This window comes from Paenibacillus assamensis DSM 18201 (assembly GCF_000422445.1).
Taxonomy (GTDB): domain Bacteria; phylum Bacillota; class Bacilli; order Paenibacillales; family Paenibacillaceae; genus Paenibacillus_B; species Paenibacillus_B assamensis.
Genome location: NZ_KE383839.1, coordinates 62,959 through 84,690 on the forward strand (window position 1 = coordinate 62,959; position 21,732 = coordinate 84,690).

Annotated in this window: 18 protein-coding genes; 16 read left to right on the forward strand and 2 right to left on the reverse strand. The window is 44.1% G+C overall.

The features are described 5' to 3' along the window. Positions 1-11: 11 nt before the first annotated feature. From H580_RS0120500 to H580_RS0120530, 7 genes are read left to right on the forward strand one after another with little or no spacing between them, the layout of a single operon-like run. Positions 12-1,370, forward strand: coding sequence for a diaminobutyrate--2-oxoglutarate transaminase (locus tag H580_RS0120500; protein WP_028596445.1), 1,359 nt, complete (start codon positions 12-14; stop codon positions 1,368-1,370). Beyond that, complete coding sequence (locus H580_RS0120505; RefSeq protein ID WP_028596446.1) at positions 1,367-2,800, forward strand: MFS transporter; 1,434 nt, start codon at positions 1,367-1,369, stop codon at positions 2,798-2,800. The genes H580_RS0120500 and H580_RS0120505 overlap by 4 nt, the downstream gene beginning before the upstream one ends. Beyond that, positions 2,778-4,457, forward strand: coding sequence for an IucA/IucC family protein (locus H580_RS0120510; RefSeq protein ID WP_245583618.1), 1,680 nt, complete (start codon positions 2,778-2,780; stop codon positions 4,455-4,457). The genes H580_RS0120505 and H580_RS0120510 overlap by 23 nt, the downstream gene beginning before the upstream one ends. Beyond that, a complete protein-coding gene (locus H580_RS0120515) occupies positions 4,432-6,210 on the forward strand; it encodes an IucA/IucC family protein (protein ID WP_036605591.1) in 1,779 nt (592 codons plus the stop codon). The genes H580_RS0120510 and H580_RS0120515 overlap by 26 nt, the downstream gene beginning before the upstream one ends. Continuing rightward, positions 6,207-6,986: an HpcH/HpaI aldolase family protein gene (locus H580_RS0120520; RefSeq protein ID WP_028596449.1), complete on the forward strand. Its 780-nt coding sequence runs from the start codon at positions 6,207-6,209 to the stop codon at positions 6,984-6,986. The genes H580_RS0120515 and H580_RS0120520 overlap by 4 nt, the downstream gene beginning before the upstream one ends. Then, complete coding sequence (locus tag H580_RS0120525; protein ID WP_028596450.1) at positions 6,983-8,188, forward strand: type III PLP-dependent enzyme; 1,206 nt, start codon at positions 6,983-6,985, stop codon at positions 8,186-8,188. Before H580_RS0120520 ends, H580_RS0120525 begins: the two co-directional genes overlap by 4 nt. Before the next feature lies 1 nt (position 8,189). Then, a complete protein-coding gene (locus H580_RS0120530) occupies positions 8,190-10,016 on the forward strand; it encodes an IucA/IucC family protein (protein ID WP_028596451.1) in 1,827 nt (608 codons plus the stop codon). Between the two features lie 134 nt (positions 10,017-10,150). Here H580_RS0120530 and H580_RS0120535 read toward each other — a convergent pair whose 3' ends face one another. Then, the gene (locus H580_RS0120535; RefSeq protein ID WP_028596452.1) at positions 10,151-11,023 is read right to left on the reverse strand and encodes a LysR family transcriptional regulator; all 873 of its coding nucleotides are present in this window, start codon (positions 11,021-11,023) and stop codon (positions 10,151-10,153) included. Positions 11,024-11,113: 90 nt separating this feature from the next. Between H580_RS0120535 and H580_RS0120540 the strand changes: the two genes are divergently transcribed. Then, a complete protein-coding gene (locus H580_RS0120540; protein ID WP_028596453.1) occupies positions 11,114-11,422 on the forward strand; it encodes a cupin domain-containing protein in 309 nt (102 codons plus the stop codon). Between the two features lie 138 nt (positions 11,423-11,560). Here H580_RS0120540 and H580_RS0120545 read toward each other — a convergent pair whose 3' ends face one another. After that, positions 11,561-12,184: a helix-turn-helix domain-containing protein gene (locus H580_RS0120545; RefSeq protein ID WP_028596454.1), complete on the reverse strand. Its 624-nt coding sequence runs from the start codon at positions 12,182-12,184 to the stop codon at positions 11,561-11,563. Between the two features lie 469 nt (positions 12,185-12,653). Here H580_RS0120545 and H580_RS0120550 point away from each other — a divergent pair, with 469 nt between their 5' ends. Genes H580_RS0120550 through H580_RS0120585 form a run of 8 tightly spaced genes read left to right on the forward strand, consistent with a single transcriptional unit; the run spans position 12,654 to position 21,700 of the window. Continuing rightward, a complete protein-coding gene (locus tag H580_RS0120550; RefSeq protein WP_028596455.1) occupies positions 12,654-13,664 on the forward strand; it encodes a MerR family transcriptional regulator in 1,011 nt (336 codons plus the stop codon). Positions 13,665-13,718: 54 nt separating this feature from the next. Continuing rightward, positions 13,719-15,230, forward strand: coding sequence for a phytoene desaturase family protein (locus H580_RS24995; protein ID WP_036605592.1), 1,512 nt, complete (start codon positions 13,719-13,721; stop codon positions 15,228-15,230). Then, a complete protein-coding gene (locus tag H580_RS0120560; protein ID WP_028596456.1) occupies positions 15,227-16,741 on the forward strand; it encodes a phytoene desaturase family protein in 1,515 nt (504 codons plus the stop codon). Before H580_RS24995 ends, H580_RS0120560 begins: the two co-directional genes overlap by 4 nt. Next, entirely contained in the window at positions 16,738-17,613 is an 876-nt protein-coding gene (locus H580_RS0120565) for a phytoene/squalene synthase family protein (protein ID WP_051217614.1), read from the forward strand. The genes H580_RS0120560 and H580_RS0120565 overlap by 4 nt, the downstream gene beginning before the upstream one ends. Continuing rightward, entirely contained in the window at positions 17,610-18,341 is a 732-nt protein-coding gene (locus tag H580_RS0120570; RefSeq protein WP_036605593.1) for a carotenoid biosynthesis protein, read from the forward strand. Before H580_RS0120565 ends, H580_RS0120570 begins: the two co-directional genes overlap by 4 nt. Beyond that, positions 18,307-19,068 (forward strand): lysophospholipid acyltransferase family protein, encoded by a 762-nt coding sequence (locus tag H580_RS25000; protein ID WP_051217615.1) that lies wholly within the window; start codon positions 18,307-18,309, stop codon positions 19,066-19,068. The genes H580_RS0120570 and H580_RS25000 overlap by 35 nt, the downstream gene beginning before the upstream one ends. Beyond that, positions 19,038-20,219, forward strand: a complete 1,182-nt coding sequence (locus H580_RS0120580; RefSeq protein ID WP_028596459.1) for a glycosyltransferase family 2 protein — start codon at positions 19,038-19,040, stop codon at positions 20,217-20,219. The genes H580_RS25000 and H580_RS0120580 overlap by 31 nt, the downstream gene beginning before the upstream one ends. Continuing rightward, positions 20,216-21,700, forward strand: coding sequence for a phytoene desaturase family protein (locus tag H580_RS0120585; RefSeq protein ID WP_028596460.1), 1,485 nt, complete (start codon positions 20,216-20,218; stop codon positions 21,698-21,700). The genes H580_RS0120580 and H580_RS0120585 overlap by 4 nt, the downstream gene beginning before the upstream one ends. The last annotated feature ends 32 nt before the right edge of the window (positions 21,701-21,732 follow it).

Sequence of the window (21,732 nt, forward strand, 5' to 3'; positions counted from 1 at the left end):
AGGAGCAAACTATCATGATTACAACAAATGTAGAGAACGAATACTATAAACTTCAATCTGAAAAGGAATCCAATGCAAGATCGTATCCACGCAAATTTCCTCTTATTATTAAGAAAGCCCAAGGCACGATTATTACAGATACAGATGGTAAACAGTACTATGATTGCCTTGCAGGTGCAGGGACATTAGCACTAGGGCATAATCACGAGGTAGTAACAGAGGCAATTAAGGATGTATTAGAGCAACAGCTGCCACTTCACACACTAGACTTAGCTACTCCGTTGAAAATAGAGTTCATGCAAGAGATTTTCTCTATCTTGCCAGAAGAATTGAAAGATTCCGCAAAAATTCAATTCTGTGGTCCAACAGGTGCAGATGGAGTAGAAGCAGCTATTAAGCTTGTGAAAACGGCAACGAAAGGGAAATCAATACTGGCTTTCCATGGTGGTTATCACGGTTCTACGCAAGCCACGATGGCGATGAGCGGCAACTTGAGCAAGAAGCAGCATTTGCAAAGTCTGCTGCCGGATGTTCATTTCTTACCATTCCCGTATGAATATCGCTGCCCGTTCGGGGTAGGTGGGGAGCAAACCTCTCAAATAAGCGCGCACTATATCGAACATTTACTAGATGACTGCGAAAGCGGTATTGCTGCTCCTTGCGGAGTCATCGTTGAAACGGTTCAAGGGGAAGGCGGATCGGTTCCTGCTGCTATTCATTGGTTGAAAGAGCTGCGTCGTATTACAGCGGAACGAGGAATTCCTTTAATTATTGATGAAGTGCAAACGGGAATTGGAAGAACGGGTAAAATGTTCTCCTTCGAACATGCTGACATCGTTCCAGATGTAATCGTTTGTTCAAAGGCAATTGGCGGAAGTTTGCCGATGTCTGTTGTGATCTATAAAGAGGAATTGGACAAATGGAACCCAGGTGCGCATACAGGAACATTCCGCGGCAACCAAATGGGCATGGCGACAGGACTAGCTACATTGAAGTATATGAAGGAACATGATGTGCTTGAAAATGTTAAAGAACGCAGCAATCAATTTTTTGAATATTTGAATGGCTTGAAAAATAAATACGAGGTCATTGGCGATGTTCGTGGCAGAGGGCTAATGATCGGCGTAGAAATTGTGAACCCAAGTGGCCGTAAAGATCAACAAGGTCACTATCCTCAATTCGGCGAATTAACGGCACGTATTCAAGAAAGATGCTTTGCCAATGGACTTATTATTGAAGTCGGGGGACGTCGATCTGCTGTACTTCGCTTTTTACCACCACTTACCATTACCGCACTTGAAACAACTAAAGTATTAGCTATTTTTGAGCAATCAGTCAAAGAAGCCGTTGAGCTAATAACGAATTCATGATCATTCCAAACTACGTGAAGAAGCACGCTGTACTATTTTCCATTTTTACAGGTGCGTTCGCATTAGTTCTTACCAATAGTGCATTTAACATCTTATTGCCTAAGTTCGTAAGTATGTATGGTATTTCAACCTCATTAGGTGGATGGATAATCGCGCTTTATATGTTGGCGATGACCATTACAATGCCCCTGACCTCACTGATCGTTGATCGTTTAGGCAGAAAGCGAACGTATTTGTTAGGAATCGGCTTATACGGTACTTTCTCGATCATAGGCGGTTTGTTTTATTCCTTTGTAGAGATTGTGATGGTAGTCCGATTTGTCCATGGGGTTGCAGCCGGATTGATGATCCCGTTGTCATTAGTCTTGTTATTTGATAGCTATGGAAAAGAAGCACGTGGCAGAGTGACCGGGACATGGGGCATGCTCCTTATGATCGCACCTGCAATTGGCCCAACCTTGGGCGGCATTATTCTGGAAGTTGGCGAGCTGCGCCATCTATTCTGGATTAACGTACCGTTTGCGCTTTTTTCGATTATCATGTGCGCTGCGCAAATCAAACCGTACGAACCAGCTCGTAGAAAGTCCATTCATCTGGAAGGTATTATACTGCTCGTAACGAGCATTGCTTTGCTCAGTTTAGGTATTCAACTTCTGTCAAACCCTACTGTACCTATGTGGATCGTGTATATATGGTTTGGATTAGGTGCGGTGGCTTTGATTCGCTTTATTCAAAAGGAAAACAAGAGAGAAGAGCCGATTATTCGCTATAAGCTTCTGCGGGGGAATCCAATTTTCAGGACAGTCGTTATCATTTCGGTCATACAGGACACCGTTATGTTCGGTGCAATCTTCGTTCTTCCGCTGTTGTTTCTTGAGGTATATGGCTTATCGCCTTCTGTCATTGGAGCCATGTTCATCCCAACTGCGATCTGTACGAGCTTATTTGTGTGGATTGGCGGCAAGTGGATGGATTCAGGAAAGTCGTTGAATTTTATCCTAGTTGGCGTTGGATTTATCGTCATTTCGATGATGGCTTTTGCTTTTTTACCGCCAAGCATTTCTATCATCGTTATCGTTCTCTTTATGGCATTGCGAGGGATTGGAATGGGTCTATCTGATATGACGGTTACGACGATCGGGCTTAACTCGCTGCCGGAAGAAGACATGCATGAAGGATCTGCGTTATCGAGTACGATTGAACGTTTGCTATCATCCTTTGCCGTAATGTTGTTAGCTGTGTATTACGATGTTCGATGGCAGATGTTAGTCCAAACGGGAGAATCAGTTGAATATGCGAAGTGGCTTGCCCTCAAAGAAGAGTGCATAGTATTGGGCAGTCTTCTGTTACTCACATTGCCACTAATTTTATTCATAAATAGGAAGAAGGTAGACATCGTTGTTGGAAGTGAAAACAAGTCAGCTGTCTAATCGTCAAGAACTAGCTAATTACTATACATGCAAGACGTTGTTAAATTGCTATATTCGAGAGTTCTGTCAAGAGAATCGACATTTATTATCTATCGATGCGAAAGGACAAACATTTACGCTTTATTTCCCAACTAGTAAAGTGACCGTGTCAGGAGCGTTCTCTTTTTATTCAGCTATTGGTGAACATGAATATAAGCATATTTACGTACAGCAAGGGCAGGCGCTGGATTACCCTGAACTCGTCCAGTGGATGGTGAGAGAGCTGCAGCAGCAGGATTCACTGGTAACAGACAAGAGCAGGCTGGATTTCTCCAAAAGAATTGATAACAGCTATCGGAATCTGGCTTTATTTCTGAAGCATACTTCTCATTCTCCTGTACATGATTATTTATCATCAGAGCAATCGTTGCTGTATGGGCATCCGTTTCATCCGTTTCCTAAAAACACATTAGGCTTTACGGAAGAGGAAGTAAGCGCATATTGCCCTGAGCTTCAATCTTCGTTTCCATTATGCTATTTGGCTGTTAACAAACATGTTTATCAAGAAGAGTGGGTACATCTAGGGCGACACACGAAGCTGCACGATACGGTTGAAGCACAAGCTCAAGCGATACTTGCAGAGAAACGTGACAAGTATGAAATATTACCGATTCATCCTTGGCAGTACAAGCATGTACAAACAGTGAAAGCAGTCAAAGACTATATTGCACAAGAGAACATTATTCTTTTAGGGAGTTTTGGGCCTATTGCATATCCGACTTCTTCGGTGCGTACGGTGTATGTACCTGATATGAAATGCAATATCAAACTATCGTTGAATATTCAAATTACTAATATGATGAGAAACAATAATCAGGAACAAATGCGCAGAACGTTGGATGCATCCAACTATTTGTTGCAGCACCATTGTTTTGGTGATGACCCACATACCGAAATTTCTTACGAGGAAGGCGTTTGTACGTGTCAATTTGCGGATGATGAGCTTACAAAATTGTTTACGATTGCTTATCGTCCGATCCAGTTTGACGTAACGTCAACGTTTGTCATGTCTAGCTTGATTGAAGCTCCTAGAGCAGGAGAGCCAGCACGATTGTTGTCACTGATCGATAGCAATCAACTTGAACCGTGGTTTAGACGCTATTTAGAAATATCGCTGCTGTCGATTGTTCGTGTAGCTGAGGAGAAAGGGATTCATTTTGAAGCGCATTCTCAAAATTGCTTGTTAACGATTAAGAACGGCATGCCGCATACCTTCATTATTCGAGATTTGGAAGGTGTGAGTGTGAATCAAGAGAAGGTTGCGAACAACATCAATAAATCTGGCTTGCTATTCTATGAAAAAGAGAAGGCGTGGGCGCGTACGTCCTATTATTTTATCGTGAACCATTTAGGTTCATTGATTCATGCGCTTGCGAGCAGCGTACAGGAAACAGAGGAGTATTTCTGGACAATTGTGCGTGATGTGCTTACGAAAGAAATAGAAGAGCATGACAATGAATACGTTGTGCATCTGTTAGAGGCTGAAGGTTTTTATGCGAAACGGAATATGATGAGCTGTCTTGCCGGAGTGAGTGAGACGCCTTCTTACATTCTAGTAAACAACATCATGAACAAGATAGGGAGTGGAACAAGTGAGTCAAGCAAGTCATTTCAATAAAACAGAAGCTGTTTGCTTGGATGAAGTAAAAGAAAGAATTATGCGCCAGACGATGGAAGCAATGCTGTTCGAAGGCATTATTAGTGTCAAGAAAGATAACCGAGTGTGGACTTTTACTGGTAAAGATGCGGAAGGCAACCTTGTGCATTATTCATGCAAAGCAGATGAGAAATGGTCTTTTGGCAGAGTGAAAATAGATAAAAATTCGATAAAAAGAGAAGGCGAACCTTGTACAAATATTTATGTATTTTTGGAAGAAGTGATTCAAAATAATTTGGACGGTGCGCTTAAAAATCAATTTGTCGATGAATTGTTAGAAACGTTAGCAAAAGACAAGCAATCTAAAGTATATCAGTCGGATGAGATTCCAGCAGCGGACATGCACTATGAAGCTTTAGAGAGTCATATGGCTGACGGACACCCTTATCATCCGAGCTACAAATCAAGAATTGGCTTCACTCTAGAGGATAATTACTTGTACGGACCAGAGTTTAATCAAGACATTGTCTTACAGTGGATTGCGGTAAGTGATCAGCTCGCAGATGTGGCAGTTTCAAAGGCAAGTTCCCTAGAGGAGATGTACAAGCTTCACCTCACAGATGAGGATAGGGAGCGATTTGCACAAATCTTGAAAGAGAAGGGATCAAGCGATAAGCAGTATATTTTCATACCCGTGCATCCATGGCAAATGGAACATCGCACACCATCCTTGTTTGTACAGCAATTAATCGATAAAGATATGGTGCTCTTAGGGACCTCGAATAGCATATACCGTGCGCAGCAATCGATACGTTCTATGTCTCATCGCAACCGTACAGATGCACCTTATATTAAGCTGGCTATGAGTCTGATAAACACATCCACGAGTCGTATTTTGGCACATCATACAACGCAAAATGCTCCACTGATTAGTGATTGGCTGCATCATATTATTCAACATGATAGTTTGCTGCAAAGAGAAGGGTTTCACTTTTTAAGAGAAGTAGTTGGCATATCTGTCCGCTACGATAAGCTACATGCAATCCAATATCGCTCGGCTTACGGAACGCTTGGCGCCGTATATCGTGAAAATGTTTCCACGTACTTGGAAGAAGGCGAAGAGGCATGGCCGTTAAATGCGATCACACTTATCCAGAAAAATGGCAAGCCTTTCATTCAAGACGCAATTGAGCAGCATGGGATTGAGAAATGGAGCGAGGCACTAATTAAAGTAGTGTCGCTTCCAATCATCCATCTACTATATGCACATGGAATTGCACTGGAGTCACATTCGCAAAACATTATATTAGTCGTGAAAAATAACTTGCCAGTCAAAATCATGATTAAAGATTTGCACGATAGTGTTCGGTATATGACGAAGCATCTGCTGCACCCTGAGTGGGCACCCCAGCTGCATCCTGAGCCGGAAACCCATCGTAAATTTAATCGTTACTCGTTCTTGCAAGCGGAAACGGTGTCTGAAGTAAGAGACTATACGTTTGATGCGTTCTATTTTATTTGTATGACGGAAATTTGTTTCACGTTGGAGAAGTTTGGCTTGCGTGAAGAGGACTTCTGGCGTGCATGCACAGAGACAATTCTAAGTTATCAAGCGCAGCATCCCGAATACAAGGAGAGATTCGAGCTGTTCAATTTATTCTCAGAAGACGGTCTAATCGAAGAAATGACGAAGCGTCGTATTTATGGCGATGGCGAGCTATTTTTCCGAAAGGTTAGAAATCCTTTATTAGAGGCCAAAGGGATTTTAGTATGAGAAAGAATAAACTGAAAGAAAAAATAAAGCGAAATGAGCCCGTATATGGACTGTTTGTCTCGATTCCGCATCCGATTGTCATCGAGCTCATTGGTTATGCGGAGTACGACTTTGTCATTATTGATTATGAGCATGCGTCAACGAATATGGAAACGATCGAGGATATGATTCGAGCTGCTGAATTATTGGATATTACGCCGCTTGTGCGGATATCCCAAGTGGATCGAAATGAGATATTAAAAGTGCTCGATAGCGGTGCTCAAGGGATTGTGATTCCCCATGTAGAGAGTAAGGAGCAACTCGAGAATGCTGTTTCTTACTCCTATTATCATCCGATTGGCATGCGAAGTTTGAACAGTGGGCGGCCCGGCGCTTTCGCCAAGTATTCGTTAACCGACTATATCAAGGAAGCGAATGAGGAGGTTATGATCGTTCCCATGATAGAAAGCGCTGCGGGCGTTGCTGAGTGTGAATCTATTTTATCGATGCCGCAAGTTAGCTTTGTACTAGAGGGAGCAGCGGATCTATCACAATCGCTAGGAGTGCCATGGGATACGGATCATTCTGAAGTACAGCGCTGTTTAGAGCAAGTATATGAAACGTCCAAGCGCTGCGACGTACCTTATGCGATTGTTTCTCGAAGTGTGGCACAACATGCGAAGTGGGTTGAGCGCGGGGTCCATATTTTTGTACTTGGAGATGACCGCAATACAGCGTTTCGAGCCTATAGAGCAAAACGTGAAGACTATCGACAGGTGATGGGTGGGAGCCAATGAATCAGGTTGTTGAAAAATGGATCACAGACTGGCATGTTCACAATGATGAGCCTGTCTGTGCGTATATTTACGATTTGCAGGGCATTCAAAGTCATGTGAAAGCGATGCTAGAAACGATGCCTAGCCAAACGAACTTATTTTATGCGATTAAAGCGAATCCTGATCCGAACATTATTGAAGCGTTGGTGCCTTACGTGAAAGGATTTGAAGTGGCATCCATTGGAGAGCTGTTGAAAGTAAGAGGGGTTTCAGCAGATGTTCCTATTTTATTCGGTGGACCTGGGAAGAAAGACTATGAGCTTGAGACGGCAATGAAACAAAATGTGACGTATTTGCATGTTGAAAGTTTGTTAGAGCTGCGCAAAATTATCCTGTTAGCTAAAAAGTGGGAGCGGACTACGCAGATCTTGCTGCGCATTAATGTGAGAACGAACACGCTGCCCAAAACGAAAATATCGATGGGCGGACGCCCAACTCAATTTGGACTGGATGAGCAGTTGCTTGAAGAAGCTATAGCCATACTGAAAGACGTTGACAATACGCATGTTCAACTTAGCGGGTTCCACTTCCATTCGCTCTCGAACAATTTGCATGCCGAGTTGCATGTGGACATGGTCCAGTTTTATGTGCAGACCGTGAAAGAATGGGAGCGGTTGTACGGGCTAGATGTTAGAGTTATCAATGCTGGCGGCGGATTCGGTGTTACTTATGACGGTACGCCTAGTTTTGATTGGCGTTTGTTCACCTCATTGTTGGCTCAGAACGAAGCGTTGCAAGCTTTGGGAGACACGCAGCTGTTCTTTGAGCCGGGAAGATTTATCGTTGCCGATTATGGCTACTATGCAGCTGAAGTGGTGGATATTAAGCAGTCGCAGGATCAATGGTTTGCGGTGTTACGAGGTGGAACACATCATAATCGATTGCCTGCATCATGGGGACATAATCATCCGTTCCGTATCGTTCCGCTTGATAGATGGACGTATCCATTTGCACGACCGGAAATTATTGATGGAGAAGCCACCATAGTAGGTGAGTTATGCACGCCGAAGGATCAATTGTATGCGAATGCTGAACTAGAGCGATTACGTGTGGGCGATGTGATTCTGTTTGAGAAGTCAGGCGCTTATTGCTGGACGATTTCCCATCATGATTTTTTAGGACATCCACATCCGAAATTTTACTATATAACGGAAGGAAATTAGGATGAATACAACATTAACGGTATCGCAAAGCCACACTGCTGTGCAGCGAATTATGAAAGATGTAATGGATGCGTTTCTAGCCGAGCAGTTTTTTCAATTAGATGATCGTACGACGATAGCTTTATCGGCCGCATCGAATGAATGGCAGCAGCTGTTTCCTTTGTATAAGGGAGTATCCGTCTACGTTGGAAACATTGTGTTTCTGGTAGAAAAGTGCTACAAGCAAGGTTATCAATGGGTAGCGGGTTCGCCTATTTATAAAAATGAGGATGAGAAATGGGTAGAGATCAGCTCTCCTACTAAAGTCGCTCAAATGGTGCTGCGTCACGTACTGTCTGAGGAAGCGTATGCTCATCCAGGCGTGTCGGAGTTTTTGGCTGGATTGGATATCGCGATTCAACAATTACATACAAGTTTGGAGCAGGCTGGGGTTGCTCTGTCCTTTACCCCAAGCTCAGCCTATGAATGGTATGTGAAAGGCGAGATGGTTGCTTCTTTGCGCGATCGTCCGTTTCATCCATTATCGAAGGCCAAAATCGGCTTTACGACAGAGGATTACCAGAATTACATGGCTGAGTTTGGGAAGAAGACGACCTTGCATTGGGTGGCAATCCACAATGAATCGGTTGCAAAGGGTTCGCCTGAAGTCGCAGATGTAGACCAAGTGGAGCCCTATGATATTCTTCACGATGAGCAGAAGGCGATGATCGATCAAGAGTTAGACAATAAAGGGATTTCCAAAGAACAGTATACGATTATCCCCGTTCATACATGGCAGCTGCAACATATCATTTTGCCCAAGTTTAAGCAGGAAATAGAGGACGAAACGATTATCGTACTCGATACACAAATAGGTGATTTCTTCGCGACTTCTTCCGTTCGCTCGCTAACTTCAACGACTGCATCGACGAAAATGCTCAAGCTGCCAATTAGCGTGTTATCGTTAGGGGCTGCTAGATATTTGCCTGTTGTGAAGCTGCTGAACGGAATTGTAGGAGAAAAAATGTTCCGTGAAGCGATAGCCTGTGACGAGACACTTGCACATAAAGTGTTCTTGTGTGAAGAGAACAACTGGTGGGGATACATGCCTGCATCGATGGGACTGTTCGACGATCATCCTCGTCATTTGGCGGCACAAGTTAGAATCTATCCTGAGCAGTTATTGGATGAACGCTATAAATTTTTCCCGATGTCATCGTTAGGCGTCGTATTGCCAGACCAGCATTTTTTGACGGAGATTGTAGGGGGGAGCATCTCGAAAGAAGAGGTCATCCAGTTCTATTCGGATTTGGCTGCCGTGTTCTACGATATTGTAATGAGATTGTTTAAAGTCGGCATCGTTCCTGAGATTCACGGTCAAAATTGCTGTGTCGTTCTTAAGGACAACAAAGTGAGCGGGCTGCTATTCCGTGATCATGATTCCGTACGATTGCACCAGCCTTATCTAGATAAGCATGGCATTGAAGATCCCCGCTATCATATTCGACCAGGCTATTCGAATAGCTTGTACAATGAAACGTTGGAGAAATTAATATTCTATGTGCAATCCTTGGGTACGCAAGTGAATCTTGCTTCGATTATAGAGGCATTATCGGAATCTTATCAGATTCCGGTGAGCACGTTCTGGGATATTACAGAAGCGAAGTTGCAAGAGGTTTTACAAGTTATCGATATTCCGGAAGCGGATAGATATGTATTAAGATATGAGTTGTTCGAAAATAAGGTGTGGCCTGCGAAATTAATTATTCGCCCGCTGCTTGAAGCGGATGGTGTCCCTGGTGCGATGCCGTCTGGCAAAGGGGTAGGGTTTAATCCTTTCTATAAGTAGTATTAAAAGGAAAGTTAGAGACGTTAGATAACCTAATAACAAGTAATAATGAGAAAGACAAAACGTCCTAATTTAATTGTTAGGACGTTTTTCTATTTGATTTATTCGGATAGCGAGTGCTTTGTTGGGATTGTTCAGCAGGATGAAACGATGTTAGCTATCAATTTTTCTGTAGCAGGGCTGAGGACTTTATTTTTTTGACGGATTAATCCCACAGGTAAAATGGTCGAAATATCATCGATATCACGAATCGCGTAAAGATTTGAATGGGCAACGAAATGTTTAGGCAGCATAGCCATACCAAACCGTTGACGTACTAGATTTAGAACCATCTCTATGTTTGCTACATCGTATGAAGAGTGTAAATGAAAGCCATGATGAAGAAAAACATGCTCTATTTTTCGTCTATATTCACACGATGTTCCAGTTAAAATGAAATTTTCATTTTCTAAATCACACATCTTAATTTTCTTTTGTGCAGATAATGGGTGGTCGATTGGTAGTATCAAACAAAGCTTTTCTTCATACAGCGGATAAAACTCAAGACTTAATTCTGGTGATGGAGGGGGACATAAGGCAATATCAAGTTCGTTAGCGATAATCCGTTGACTAAATTGTTGGGTTACGCCACTTTCGATGGAAAGACAAATTTGTGGATGTTCTTTCATAAACGTTGTTAGTACGGAAATCAAATTTGTTTTGCCAATCGAATCAATTGCGCCGATCCGAATAAGTCCTTTCTGACCGATTGCAAATTCTTTCGCGGTTTCAGTGATTACATTCACTTGATTCAATAAAATATCAGCCTGTTCTTTCACAAGTCTTCCAGCTTCGGTTAGCACCATTTGTTTTCCTTTACGCTCAAACAGTTCAATGCCGAGATTTTCTTCTAATTGATTAATGTGTAGGGTGATGGTCGATTGTGCATATTGCAGCAGATTTGCTGCTTTTACCTGACTGCCACATTGGACAACAGCTTGAAATGTCTGTAACAAACGAATTTCCATGATTCATTTCTCCTGAAGAATAGTTCATTTTTGTTCATATTGAATAATATATCATCGTAAGTTACGATTTGTATAGAAGGAGATGATGACATGAAAAATTTCTTTTCCGTTGATATTACAAACAGTGAGTGGAAATTGGTTATGGACGGTTTAGAGCAAATGCCATTACGAAATGAGAATGGTGAACTGCGTTATGTCGTACGATTCGCACCTGGGGCGAAATTCCCTCATCATACGCATAAGGAGACGGAGGAATTATTCGTATTAGATGGAACTCTTATCACCAATGATGTAGCGTATGGAGCAGGTTCTTATCTCTGTTATGGACCCAATACAGAACATGAACCATGGTCTGAAAAGGGTTGTTTGGTACTTGTAATGGAACGTAATGCGGGATAGTGTTTTGGTGCCATATAGCCGATATTTGTAACATACATAACAATAAAGGCTGTACTCCGTCCATGCAGATGGTTGGAGTACAGCCTTTGTTTGTTGTTCAACCAATTGAAGCACTAGGAGTGATTCGCTGCTTCATGGTCATTCCTTTTCTTCGCTAGTAGACTGCTTAGAAACATCTTTCAATCGATAGGAAAGCAGTACATGAACATATTCATCTTGCTCCGTTTGGTTCTCATATGCTCCCAATTTCGCTTCTGCTAGATTAAAAGGTACTTTTCTCTCGGCTGTAGAAAGCGCTTGCGCAACATTGTGCATTTTTTCGGCCCATTCACGTGGGTCTAGCGAGCTGTGTGCGATGTTGACTTGTGCTAAACTTCTCTGCTGCGAATTGCCGTAGCGTAAATTTACGTCCACAACATCAATGCCTTGCTGGATGAGGTTCAGTAGTTCTTGCAAGATAAAATCAGAATTAGCCGCAGCCATGGAACGATCTAGCGTATAGCTTCCTCGGTGTGTATTATCCGTGAGATAATACTTTTCAATTAGATTTCCTTGCTGTTTGGTTTCGACTAGTTGGAGTAGGCCGTGTTCTTCTAGTTTATTGACGTGGTAGTACAGGCGGGATGGTTTCTCTTGTAGTTGTTCTGCCATTTGCTTAACGGTAACCGGTTCGTTCTTGGCAATCCGTAAAATAGCCAGCTTTCGCGGATCTAGCAGCATCTTGGCTAGCTCCATATCTTGCAAATTACGAAGATGATTCAATAAAGAGCCTCCTTATCCGGAAGAAGACGCGGCTTGTGGCATGCTTCTTGCGGCGTGGTAGAGCCAGTCTGTCGAAGGGCTTGATTATATTTTAGCAGAGTGAAAACGGCATATACAACAAGCAGCAGTAATCCTCTTAGAGTAGTAGACTAAAGCACGCTTATTGGACGCTGTTCTGCCGTACAGATGGCAAAGGTGTTACTAGGGAGCAAGATTGCTGGCGGCTGCCCACTAATCCAGGGGGAGGCGGCAAAGAGTGAAAGCTACATATAAAATTTCGTAAACCCGCTTATTAGGCGGTTTTTTCTTTTTCTCTCGTTATTTCATCTCAACTGTTATTACCTGTAGACGAATATAGACGAAAGTAAAGCTGCTTTGTATAATGGGTGTATAACTTTTGTTTAACCTTTGTATCACTTGTGTATAAGATATATAAGGTACAATGGCGAATGCTGAGGAAGTGATATTGATGTACACCATTAAGCAAGCTTCACAATTAATAGGAATTCCTACCGTTACCCTTCGAGCTTGGGAGCAGCGTTATAACGCAGTAACGCCCATTCGTACCGAGTCAGGCTATCGATTGTATACGGAGGATCAAATAGAAGATTTGCGCTGGTTGAAGTCCAAAACGGACGAAGAAGGTTTGTATATTAGTCAGGCTGTTTTGTTGTTGCAGCAACGGAAGCAGGCAGTGCTTGAGGGAGTAGAGGAGCAAGAATCGAGAACAAGCACGGAGGCACAATCAAAGGCTGTTGCTGTTCCAACTTTACCGCATGCTTGGCGGGCATCATCGTTGCCTTTATCAAGTCAAACGGATGATGAAATAGAGCAAGACGGCAACTTGGTAGATATGTTGTACGCCACTTTGAGCCGCTATCAATCCGAACAGGCAAGAATGATGATGGATATGGGCTTTGCCATGTATGGCTATGATCGGATGATTGGCGATGTGTTCATCCCGTTGCTGATTAAAGTTGGAGATGAGTGGCATGCTGGGCGAGCTACTGTAGCGCAAGAACATTTTATGACTCAGTTTATCATCCAGCGCTGCTATAGTTTTTTTCAAATATTACCATTGGATCATCAACTGCCTAAAGTTTTAGCCTTCTGTCCTTCAGGAGAACACCATCATGTCGGACTGCTGTTATTCTCGTTATTTCTGCGGCAAAAAGGAGCGGAAGTGATCTATTTAGGCCCTGATACGCCAGAAGACGGCATCGAGCAGATTGTAAGAGAACAGCAAATTACACTTATTTGTATCTCATTAAACGATCCGAATCGGCTTCCTTCTGTATTGCCTATGATTGATCATTTAAGGAACAAATTTGAAGAGATAACATTTGCATTAGGCGGAAACGGTTTTGTGAATGTGGGAGAGCCATACCGTAACTATTGTGCTCCTGGAAAGGACAGCAATAGTTGGGAGCTATGGTTTGAAGAAATTTATTTACAATTGAAGCCTGTTCATAGGTCTTGATTGGCCCGGTTCATTTATTTTCTGGATTGATTGTTGTAGGTAGGGGGGGTTGTGATGAGCAGCAAGAAAATAGCAATTGTGGGGGCAGGGCCAGGGGGCTTGGCAGCAGGTATGCTGCTGTCCGCACAAGGATACCATGTGACCATTTATGAGAAACAACCCCATATCGGTGGCAGAACTTCACGATTTCAACTAGGGGAATACAAGTTTGATCGCGGCCCAACCTTTTTTATGATGCCTCATATTTTGGAAGAGCTATTTACGGCCGCAAGGCGCAATCTGCATGATTATGTGGAAATGGTCGATCTTAACCCGCTTTATCGTTTACAGTTTGGCGCATTTCATTTTTCCCCAAGTAGGAATGTGGAACAAATGGAAGCCGAAGTTGAACGACTGTTTCCGGGTAATGGTGCTGGTTATCGGCGTTACATGCGCGAGGAAGAAAAGAAATTTGAAGCGGTGAAGCCTTTATTGCAGCGTCCTTTTTCTTCTGTAAAAGATTACTTCGCGCTGGACATCATGAAGGCTTTGCCGCGACTTCATGTGCATGATTCGGTATATAACCGGCTATCTAACTATTTTACAGATGAGCGTTTGAAGTTTGCATTTACGTTTCAAGCGAAGTACTTAGGGATGTCACCTTGGGAGTGCCCGGGCACGTTTACGATCTTATCGTATATGGAGCATAAATTCGGACTGTTTCATCCGATTGGCGGCGTCAATCAACTCTGCGAAGCGATGGCGCAAGTGATCCAAGAGTATGGTGGGCGCATAGTGCTGAATGCAGGCGTGCGGCGCATTCAAGTAGAGAACGGGCGAGCCAAAGGGATACAGCTTGAAAATGGAGAGTCCATTACGGCAGACCATATTATCGTCAATGGAGACTTCGCGAGCGCGATGAATCAATTGTTTGAACCGGGATTGCTGAAGAAATATGCGCCTGAGAGGTTGGCTAAAAAGAAATATTCCTGCTCGACCTTTATGTTGTACTTAGGTATCAATCGAGAGATTCGAATGCCCCATCACAGCATCTTATTTTCAGGGAATTATCAACAAAATGTGCATGAAATGATGAGCGAAAAACGATTGTCGGAAGATCCTTCTATTTATGTGCATAATCCTTGTGTCATTGATCGCACGCTTGCTCCTAGTGGGAAAACGTCATTATATGTGCTTATGCCTGTTCCTAACTTGACTGGGAACGTAGATTGGGAGCAAGAGAAGAGCCGTGTTCGTGAGCAAATGTTGCAGCGCTTGGAACAGGAAGCGGAAATGCAGGATCTGTCCCAGTATATCGAACAAGAACAGATGGTGACGCCAGTCGATTGGCGCGATGATTTTGGCGTTTATGAAGGGGCTACCTTTAATTTAGCGCACTCCATGGATCAAATGATGCTGCTGCGTCCGCACAATCGTTTCGAGGAAGTGGAAGGGGTATGGCTTGTAGGAGGCGGAACGCATCCAGGCAGCGGCTTGCCTACTATATTCGAGTCCGCTCGGATTAGTACGAGGCTGTTAATGGAACAGGATCAAACTTTACGTTTTCATAGGGGGAAGCAGCAATGAGCATCGGGATTGTTGGTGCAGGTATTGGAGGTCTAACTACCGCACTTTTGTTATCCCAGCAAGGCAAAGAAGTAACGATTTATGAACGCAGTCACCGACTAGGCGGTCGATTGTCCTTCCAAGAAGGGAATGGCTACCGGATTGATCAAGGCCCGACGATCGTGTTATTGCCTGATATGCTGCTTACGATTTTGGAAGAAGGGGGTATCGGAAGAGAGCGCATTCCACTCATGCAATGTGACCCGATGTACCGGATTCATTATAAGGACGGCACCATTTTTCATAAATACAGAGATAAGCAGAAGCAAATCGAAGAAATCAATCATGTGTTTCCGGGTGAGAGCGACGGTTTCGTCCGCTATATGAATGATATGGAGCAAGGCTATGAGCAGGGAAATAGACAGATTTTACAACAATCGTTTTTGCGCAAACGTGATTTTTTCACGTATCGCAATATGGCGCTGCTCACCAAGCTAAAGGCGTATTTGAATGTAAGAGGGATGGCTAAGCGATATTTTCGCACGGATAAGTTGGTGGATGCTTTTTCTTTGCAAACGATCTATATCGGCGGAGCACCGCATTTGACACCAGCCTTATATACATTGCTGCCTTATGCAGAACACGCGCTAGGCGTATGGTACTTGCAAGGAGGATACGCCAGTTTGGTTCGTGTGTTGGAAGATGAGCTGCGCCAGCGCGGGGTAACGATCGTTACAAATGCGGAGGTAGAAGAGGTGTTGGTCACTGACTCACTGGTATGCACAGGAGTAAAAGTAGGCGGTCGTATACATGAGCATGAAGCGATCGTATACAATGGCGATTTCCCCCATATTAGAAAACTTATTTCTGCCGATGTTCAACCCATTGCTCACTCATTTTCTGTCAAGCAGCGAAGTGCGAAGCGTAAATGGGAGCAAGTGCATAGCAAATCGTTCGTTCCCTCTTGCGGTACGATTCTCGTTTATTTGGGGTTGAAGCGGAGATGGTCCGAAGCGCAGGCGCATCAGTTCTTTTTGCCTGACAGCTTGGATGCGGGAATGAAACGTATTTTTGATGAGCAGCGTTTGCCTGATGACCCGTCATATTATGTGTTTTATCCTACTGCGATGGACGAACATGCTGCACCCGCTGGTGAGAGTGTCATGTATATGCTGATTCCATGTCCATCTGATTCACACGGTCACATAGTTTGGGAAAGAGAAGTACCTGTAATTGTAGAACGAATACTGGATGACGTTGAGCGGAGAGCATTTCCAGGATTGCGAGCGGCGATTGCATGGCAATCGATTCGTACGCCGCAGGATGCAAGAGCAGATGGGTGGTACGAAGGAGGGAGTTTTGGCATAGCGCCTATTTTACAACAATCGGCACTGTTTCGCCCTCAAGCTGTGCCATTTCCAGTTCGCGGCTTGTATGCGGTTGGTGCCTCTGTCCATCCAGGCGGGGGAGTTCCTATTGTGATGCAAGGCGCTAGACTGCTTGTCAGACAGTTAATGAAGGAGATGAGATGATGGAACTAGCGGTATGTCTTGCAAAATGTGAAGCGATGATTAAAAAGGGATCTTCCAGTTTCTATCATGCGTTTCATTTATTGCCGCGTCCTAGGAGGGAAGCGGTCTTCGTCATCTACGCATTTTGCCGCATGATTGATGATGCTGTAGATGAGCCGCAGCCTGAGTTTACGTTGGAAGAGCTTGAGCGGCAGTTTACGGTGCTTGAATCCGCTTCAGGACACTTTATTTGGCCGTCTTTACGCTGGTTGTTTGCTCACTTTCCAATTACGAAGGAACCATTCTTTCGGCAAATGGAAGGACAGCGAAGAGATTTGCAATTTACAAATTATGAAACATTAGATCAATTAGAAGAATATTGCTACTTAGTGGCGGGTTCAGTGGGTGAAATGTTGCTGCCCGTTCTTCATGACAACCCCACCAAATCGGTGGTGGATGCTGGTATTTATTTGGGTAAGGCGATGCAAATTGTTAATGTCGTGCGTGATATTGGTGAAGATCAGGCGCGTGGAAGAAGGTATGTACCGCGTTCGTTGATGGAGAAGCATCAATATACGCAAGAACAATTTTGTTATCATGTAGTGGATGAACGTTTTCGTGCCATGATTGAGGAGCTTGAGCAAATAGCAGGACAATGGTTTGCGTTAGGCTTGCAGCATTTGCATACGTATAGTGTGGAAAGTGCGATGTCGGTAGAGCTGGCAGCGAAATATTACGGAGCTATTTTAGGTAAGGTACGACAAAATGACTATAACGTATTTACGAAACGAGCGATCGTAGGTCCCTTTGACAAGATAGAAATTTTTAAAGAAGTGAGTCGAGCCTATAGCAAGGATGCGTTGTTGCAGCAAGAAAGCAGTGTGGTCTCATGATTATACGTATTGTATTTATAAGTTGGTTAGTAATTGGCTTGCTACTGATGATGACGATAGGTGTGCCGGATGCATTGGCTTTTTCCAACGGATTATTTTTATTGTTTTTTGGTTGGTATGCGGTATCGATTGAACGCAGTATTGATGGGGAAATGCGGCTTGCTTCAGCAGCTAGGCTGATCGTAATCGCCGTCGTTACATTTTTTATTGAATGGATCGGAGTAGTGACGGGATTTCCCTTTGGTGATTATCATTATACGCCTTTATTTGGCTTTGCCATTGGCGGCGTTCCGTTAGCAATTGCCTGTGCGTGGGTAGGCGTCGTTTATACCGCGTTGTTGCTGTCTAGCGGCAGCAATCGTTGGTTGCGAGCGGTGCAAGTGGGCGGTTGGACTGTACTGTTGGACTTGGTGCTTGATCCGGTTGCGAATGCAAGAGAATTTTGGATTTGGCATGCGCAAGAAGGTTACTTTGGAGTGCCTTATGTGAACTTTGTAAGCTGGTTTTTCATATCAGGATTCATGTCGCTCTTGTTCCCGCTTCGCTCTATTCCAGTACCACAATTTCGTGAAGGCGGACGACTTATGCAGATGATGTTGTTTATGTTTGGGTTGCTTAGTGTAAAAGAAGGATTGCTGCTCCCTTCTTGTATCGCTTTCGCTGGGATACTGTTTACGGAAGGGGTGCTGCGCTATGCTGTACGCCGAACCGAGCAAGCTGTTTCATAGGTTATTTCGATGGTATACGGAGCATTATCTCATCAAGCGGCATTTTCATCATGTAGGTCTGCGTGACGAAGGAGCCTTTCAATCATTGGAAGGTCCCGTCTTATTCATCATGAATCATTGTTCTTGGTGGGATGGCTTGATGGTATATTATGCAGTGCAGCACGATACCTCACGATGGCACTATATGATGATGGATCACGAGCAAATGAGCAAATATCGCTTTTTTAGAAAAGTAGGGGCCTTTTCTATTCATAAATCTTCAATTCGAGGTATTTTACAATCGTTAACGCACAGTGTTTCTTTATTAGAAAGAGGACAGCGAGTATGGATATTTCCACAAGGCGATATTTATCATGCCGAGGCACGTCCTCTTCACTTTCAACGTGGAGCAGCACATATACTGCGTCGTGTTCCCCGTACGACTGTAGTTCCGGTAACGATTTATTATTCAATGTGCCATTATCAGAAGCCAGGTGCGACTTTGTTGTTTGGAACGCCGATGTCTGACGCATGGGATACGATGGTGCAAACAGCGATTACCGAACGATTGCAGCAGCGGCTCGAAAGGCAGTTGGATAAACATCGATTAGAAGTGATGCAAGCAGGTGGAGCCGATGTCCCTGGCTTTGGTGCGCTATATGCTCCTCCACTTTCAACGGATCAGCAGTTTGAACGCTATAAGAGGGGGATTGGACGGTGGAAATCATTTTTTGGGCGATCACGGTAGTAGTTACCGCACAAATGTTGTTTGTCATATGGAACTTGCGACATTTGCCACGATTAATGGTGTTTGAAGCTGGCAGGCAGTGGTTGGATGAAAATGATGCTGCGCTGGACAATCGTCCAAAGCTGTCCGTGCTCATACCTGCTCGGAATGAAGTGGATCGTATTGCTGATTGCATAGCGGGTGTGCTTGCTGATCCATCACCTCATATCGAAGTGCTCGTGCTTGATGACCGTTCGGAAGATGGTACAGCGGAGCTTGTGCGCCAAGCAGGGGATGGCGATCCTCGCTTGCAACTAATAACTGGTGAAGAGCCTCCACCCGACTGGATGGGCAAATCCTATGCATGCTGGCAGCTTGCGCAGCGAGCACAAGGTCAATGGTGGCTCTTTCTGGATGCGGATGTGCGAGTGGGGCCTAATGGGCTTGCTGTTCTCCTAAACGCTGCTCTGGAACAAGGGAATGGCCTCATAACGGGTTTCCCGAAACAAATAACAGAGACGTGGCTGGAAAAGCTTATCGTCCCGCTTATGAACTTCGTCATTGCTTGTCATTTGCCGATTAAGCTTGTGCGCGATTCCCATGATCCACGATTTGTGGCTGCGCATGGTGCTTGTATGCTCATTCATAAAGACAGTTATTGGTCTTTCGGTGGACATGCGGCTTTTCGCGCACATCTCGTTGATGATATGCAGATGGCGAAAGCGGTGAAGATGGCGAATCAACCAGTAGCTCTCGTAAATATTTGTGATCATCTGTCGATGCGGATGTACACAGATGCACACAGTGTATGGAACGGGTATAAGAAAAATATTTATGCGGGTGTCGGTCGAAATCCGATTGTGTTGTTCGGGATGCTCGTTTTTTATATGTTCATGTATGTTATTCCTGCGCTTACTGTGTTCGTAAGCATTGGGTGCTATGCAATAGTTGGCGTGAATGGCTTGGCGACTGATTTGTTTGTATTGAGTCTCGTATCGTGGCTGATTGGATTGCTTATAAAAACCATAATTGATTGGCGTTATCTATTGTCTTGGGGACATGCGCTATGGCTTCCTGTAAGTATACTCCTCTTAATTAGTATCGCGATAGCTTCATGGTGGGCTTCAAAAGATGGACGCGGCTATACGTGGAAAGGGAGAACCTATCAATGAAAAAAGCGATAGTAATAGGTGCAGGCTTAGGCGGGTTAAGCTGTGCCATTCGACTAGCTCATGCAGGTTTTGCTGTGACTGTGCTGGAACAACAGTCTAGTGCAGGTGGCAAATTGCAGCGCATTCAAAGCGGGCAGTATGTCTTTGATCGGGGACCTAGCACGATTACGATGCCAGCGGCATTTGAACAGCTGTTTCGCTCGGTAGGCCGCCAAATGGATGACTATATTAAAATGTACCCCTTATTGCAGGGCACATCGAATTATTTTGCTGATGGAAATAAGGTGATATTTAACAGCGATGCTGCGGAAATGGAAGAGCAGATAGCTGCGTACAGTTCAGAAGATGCCCGTCAATATCGCGCATTCATGTCAGAATCCGCTTCTCTCTATCAGCTCGCGGAGCGGCATTTTATGAATCGACTGTTAGTATCATGGCAAGATAAGCTGCATCCTAGTTTACTGGCTGCGTTATGGCGCGTCAAACCGTTTCAGACGCTGGATCAGTTGCTGCGCAAATATTTCCGTCATCCGCATACGCTGGCGATGTTCGGTAGATTTGCAACGTATGTCGGTTCTAATCCTGCTAAGGCTCCAGCTATATTTGCGATGCTGCCGCACTTAGAAATTGTGCGCGGTACGTATGGGATAAGCGGTGGAACGTACAGTCTTGTGCAAGGACTTGTGCAAATGGCCAAAGAGTTTGGAGTTGATATTCGTACTTCTGTGAGGGTGAATCAAATCGTTACACGTCAAGGACGTGTTGTCGGTGTAGAGACTGAAGATGCGACCTATGAAGCAGATACTGTCATCGCGAATGGGGATGCGTTGACGACTTATCGTGATTTGCTGGCAGAAGAGCATCGCCCAGAAATGAAGGATCAGAAGCTCAAGCAGTATGAGCCATCGCTGTCGGGTTACGTCATAATGGCAGGTATGAATCGACAATACACTCAGCTTCAGCATCATAATGTTTTTTTTCCACAGCAATACGGCTCAGAGTTTGACGATATTTTCATAAAAGGAATTGCTCCAATCGACCCAGCCATTTATGTGTGTCATTCGGGATATTCAGAGGCAGGCATGGCACCAATCGGAGGAAGTAATTTGTTTATACTTGTCAATGCCCCTTATACGTCAGCGCGCTGGTCATGGGAAGAACAGCATAAGCCATATGGTCGGTATATTGTTAGCAAACTTAGCGAATATGGGCTCGATCAACTGGAAACACAAGCGGATGTACTTATGACGTATCATCCTGAACAATTGGAGCGAGATACATCAGCTTTTTATGGCTCCATTTATGGGATCTCTTCCAACACGATCAAACAAACATTTATGCGTCCAAGCAATAGAGCCAAACTAAAGGGGCTTTGGTTCGTTGGCGGAACAACGCATCCAGGAGGTGGTACACCGTTAGTTGTTACTTCTGGCCAATTAGTTGCGGAATCAATCATTAAGCAAAGCAGGTTCGACATCTGACTATGTGAACACGCATATATCGAGGAAGGTGA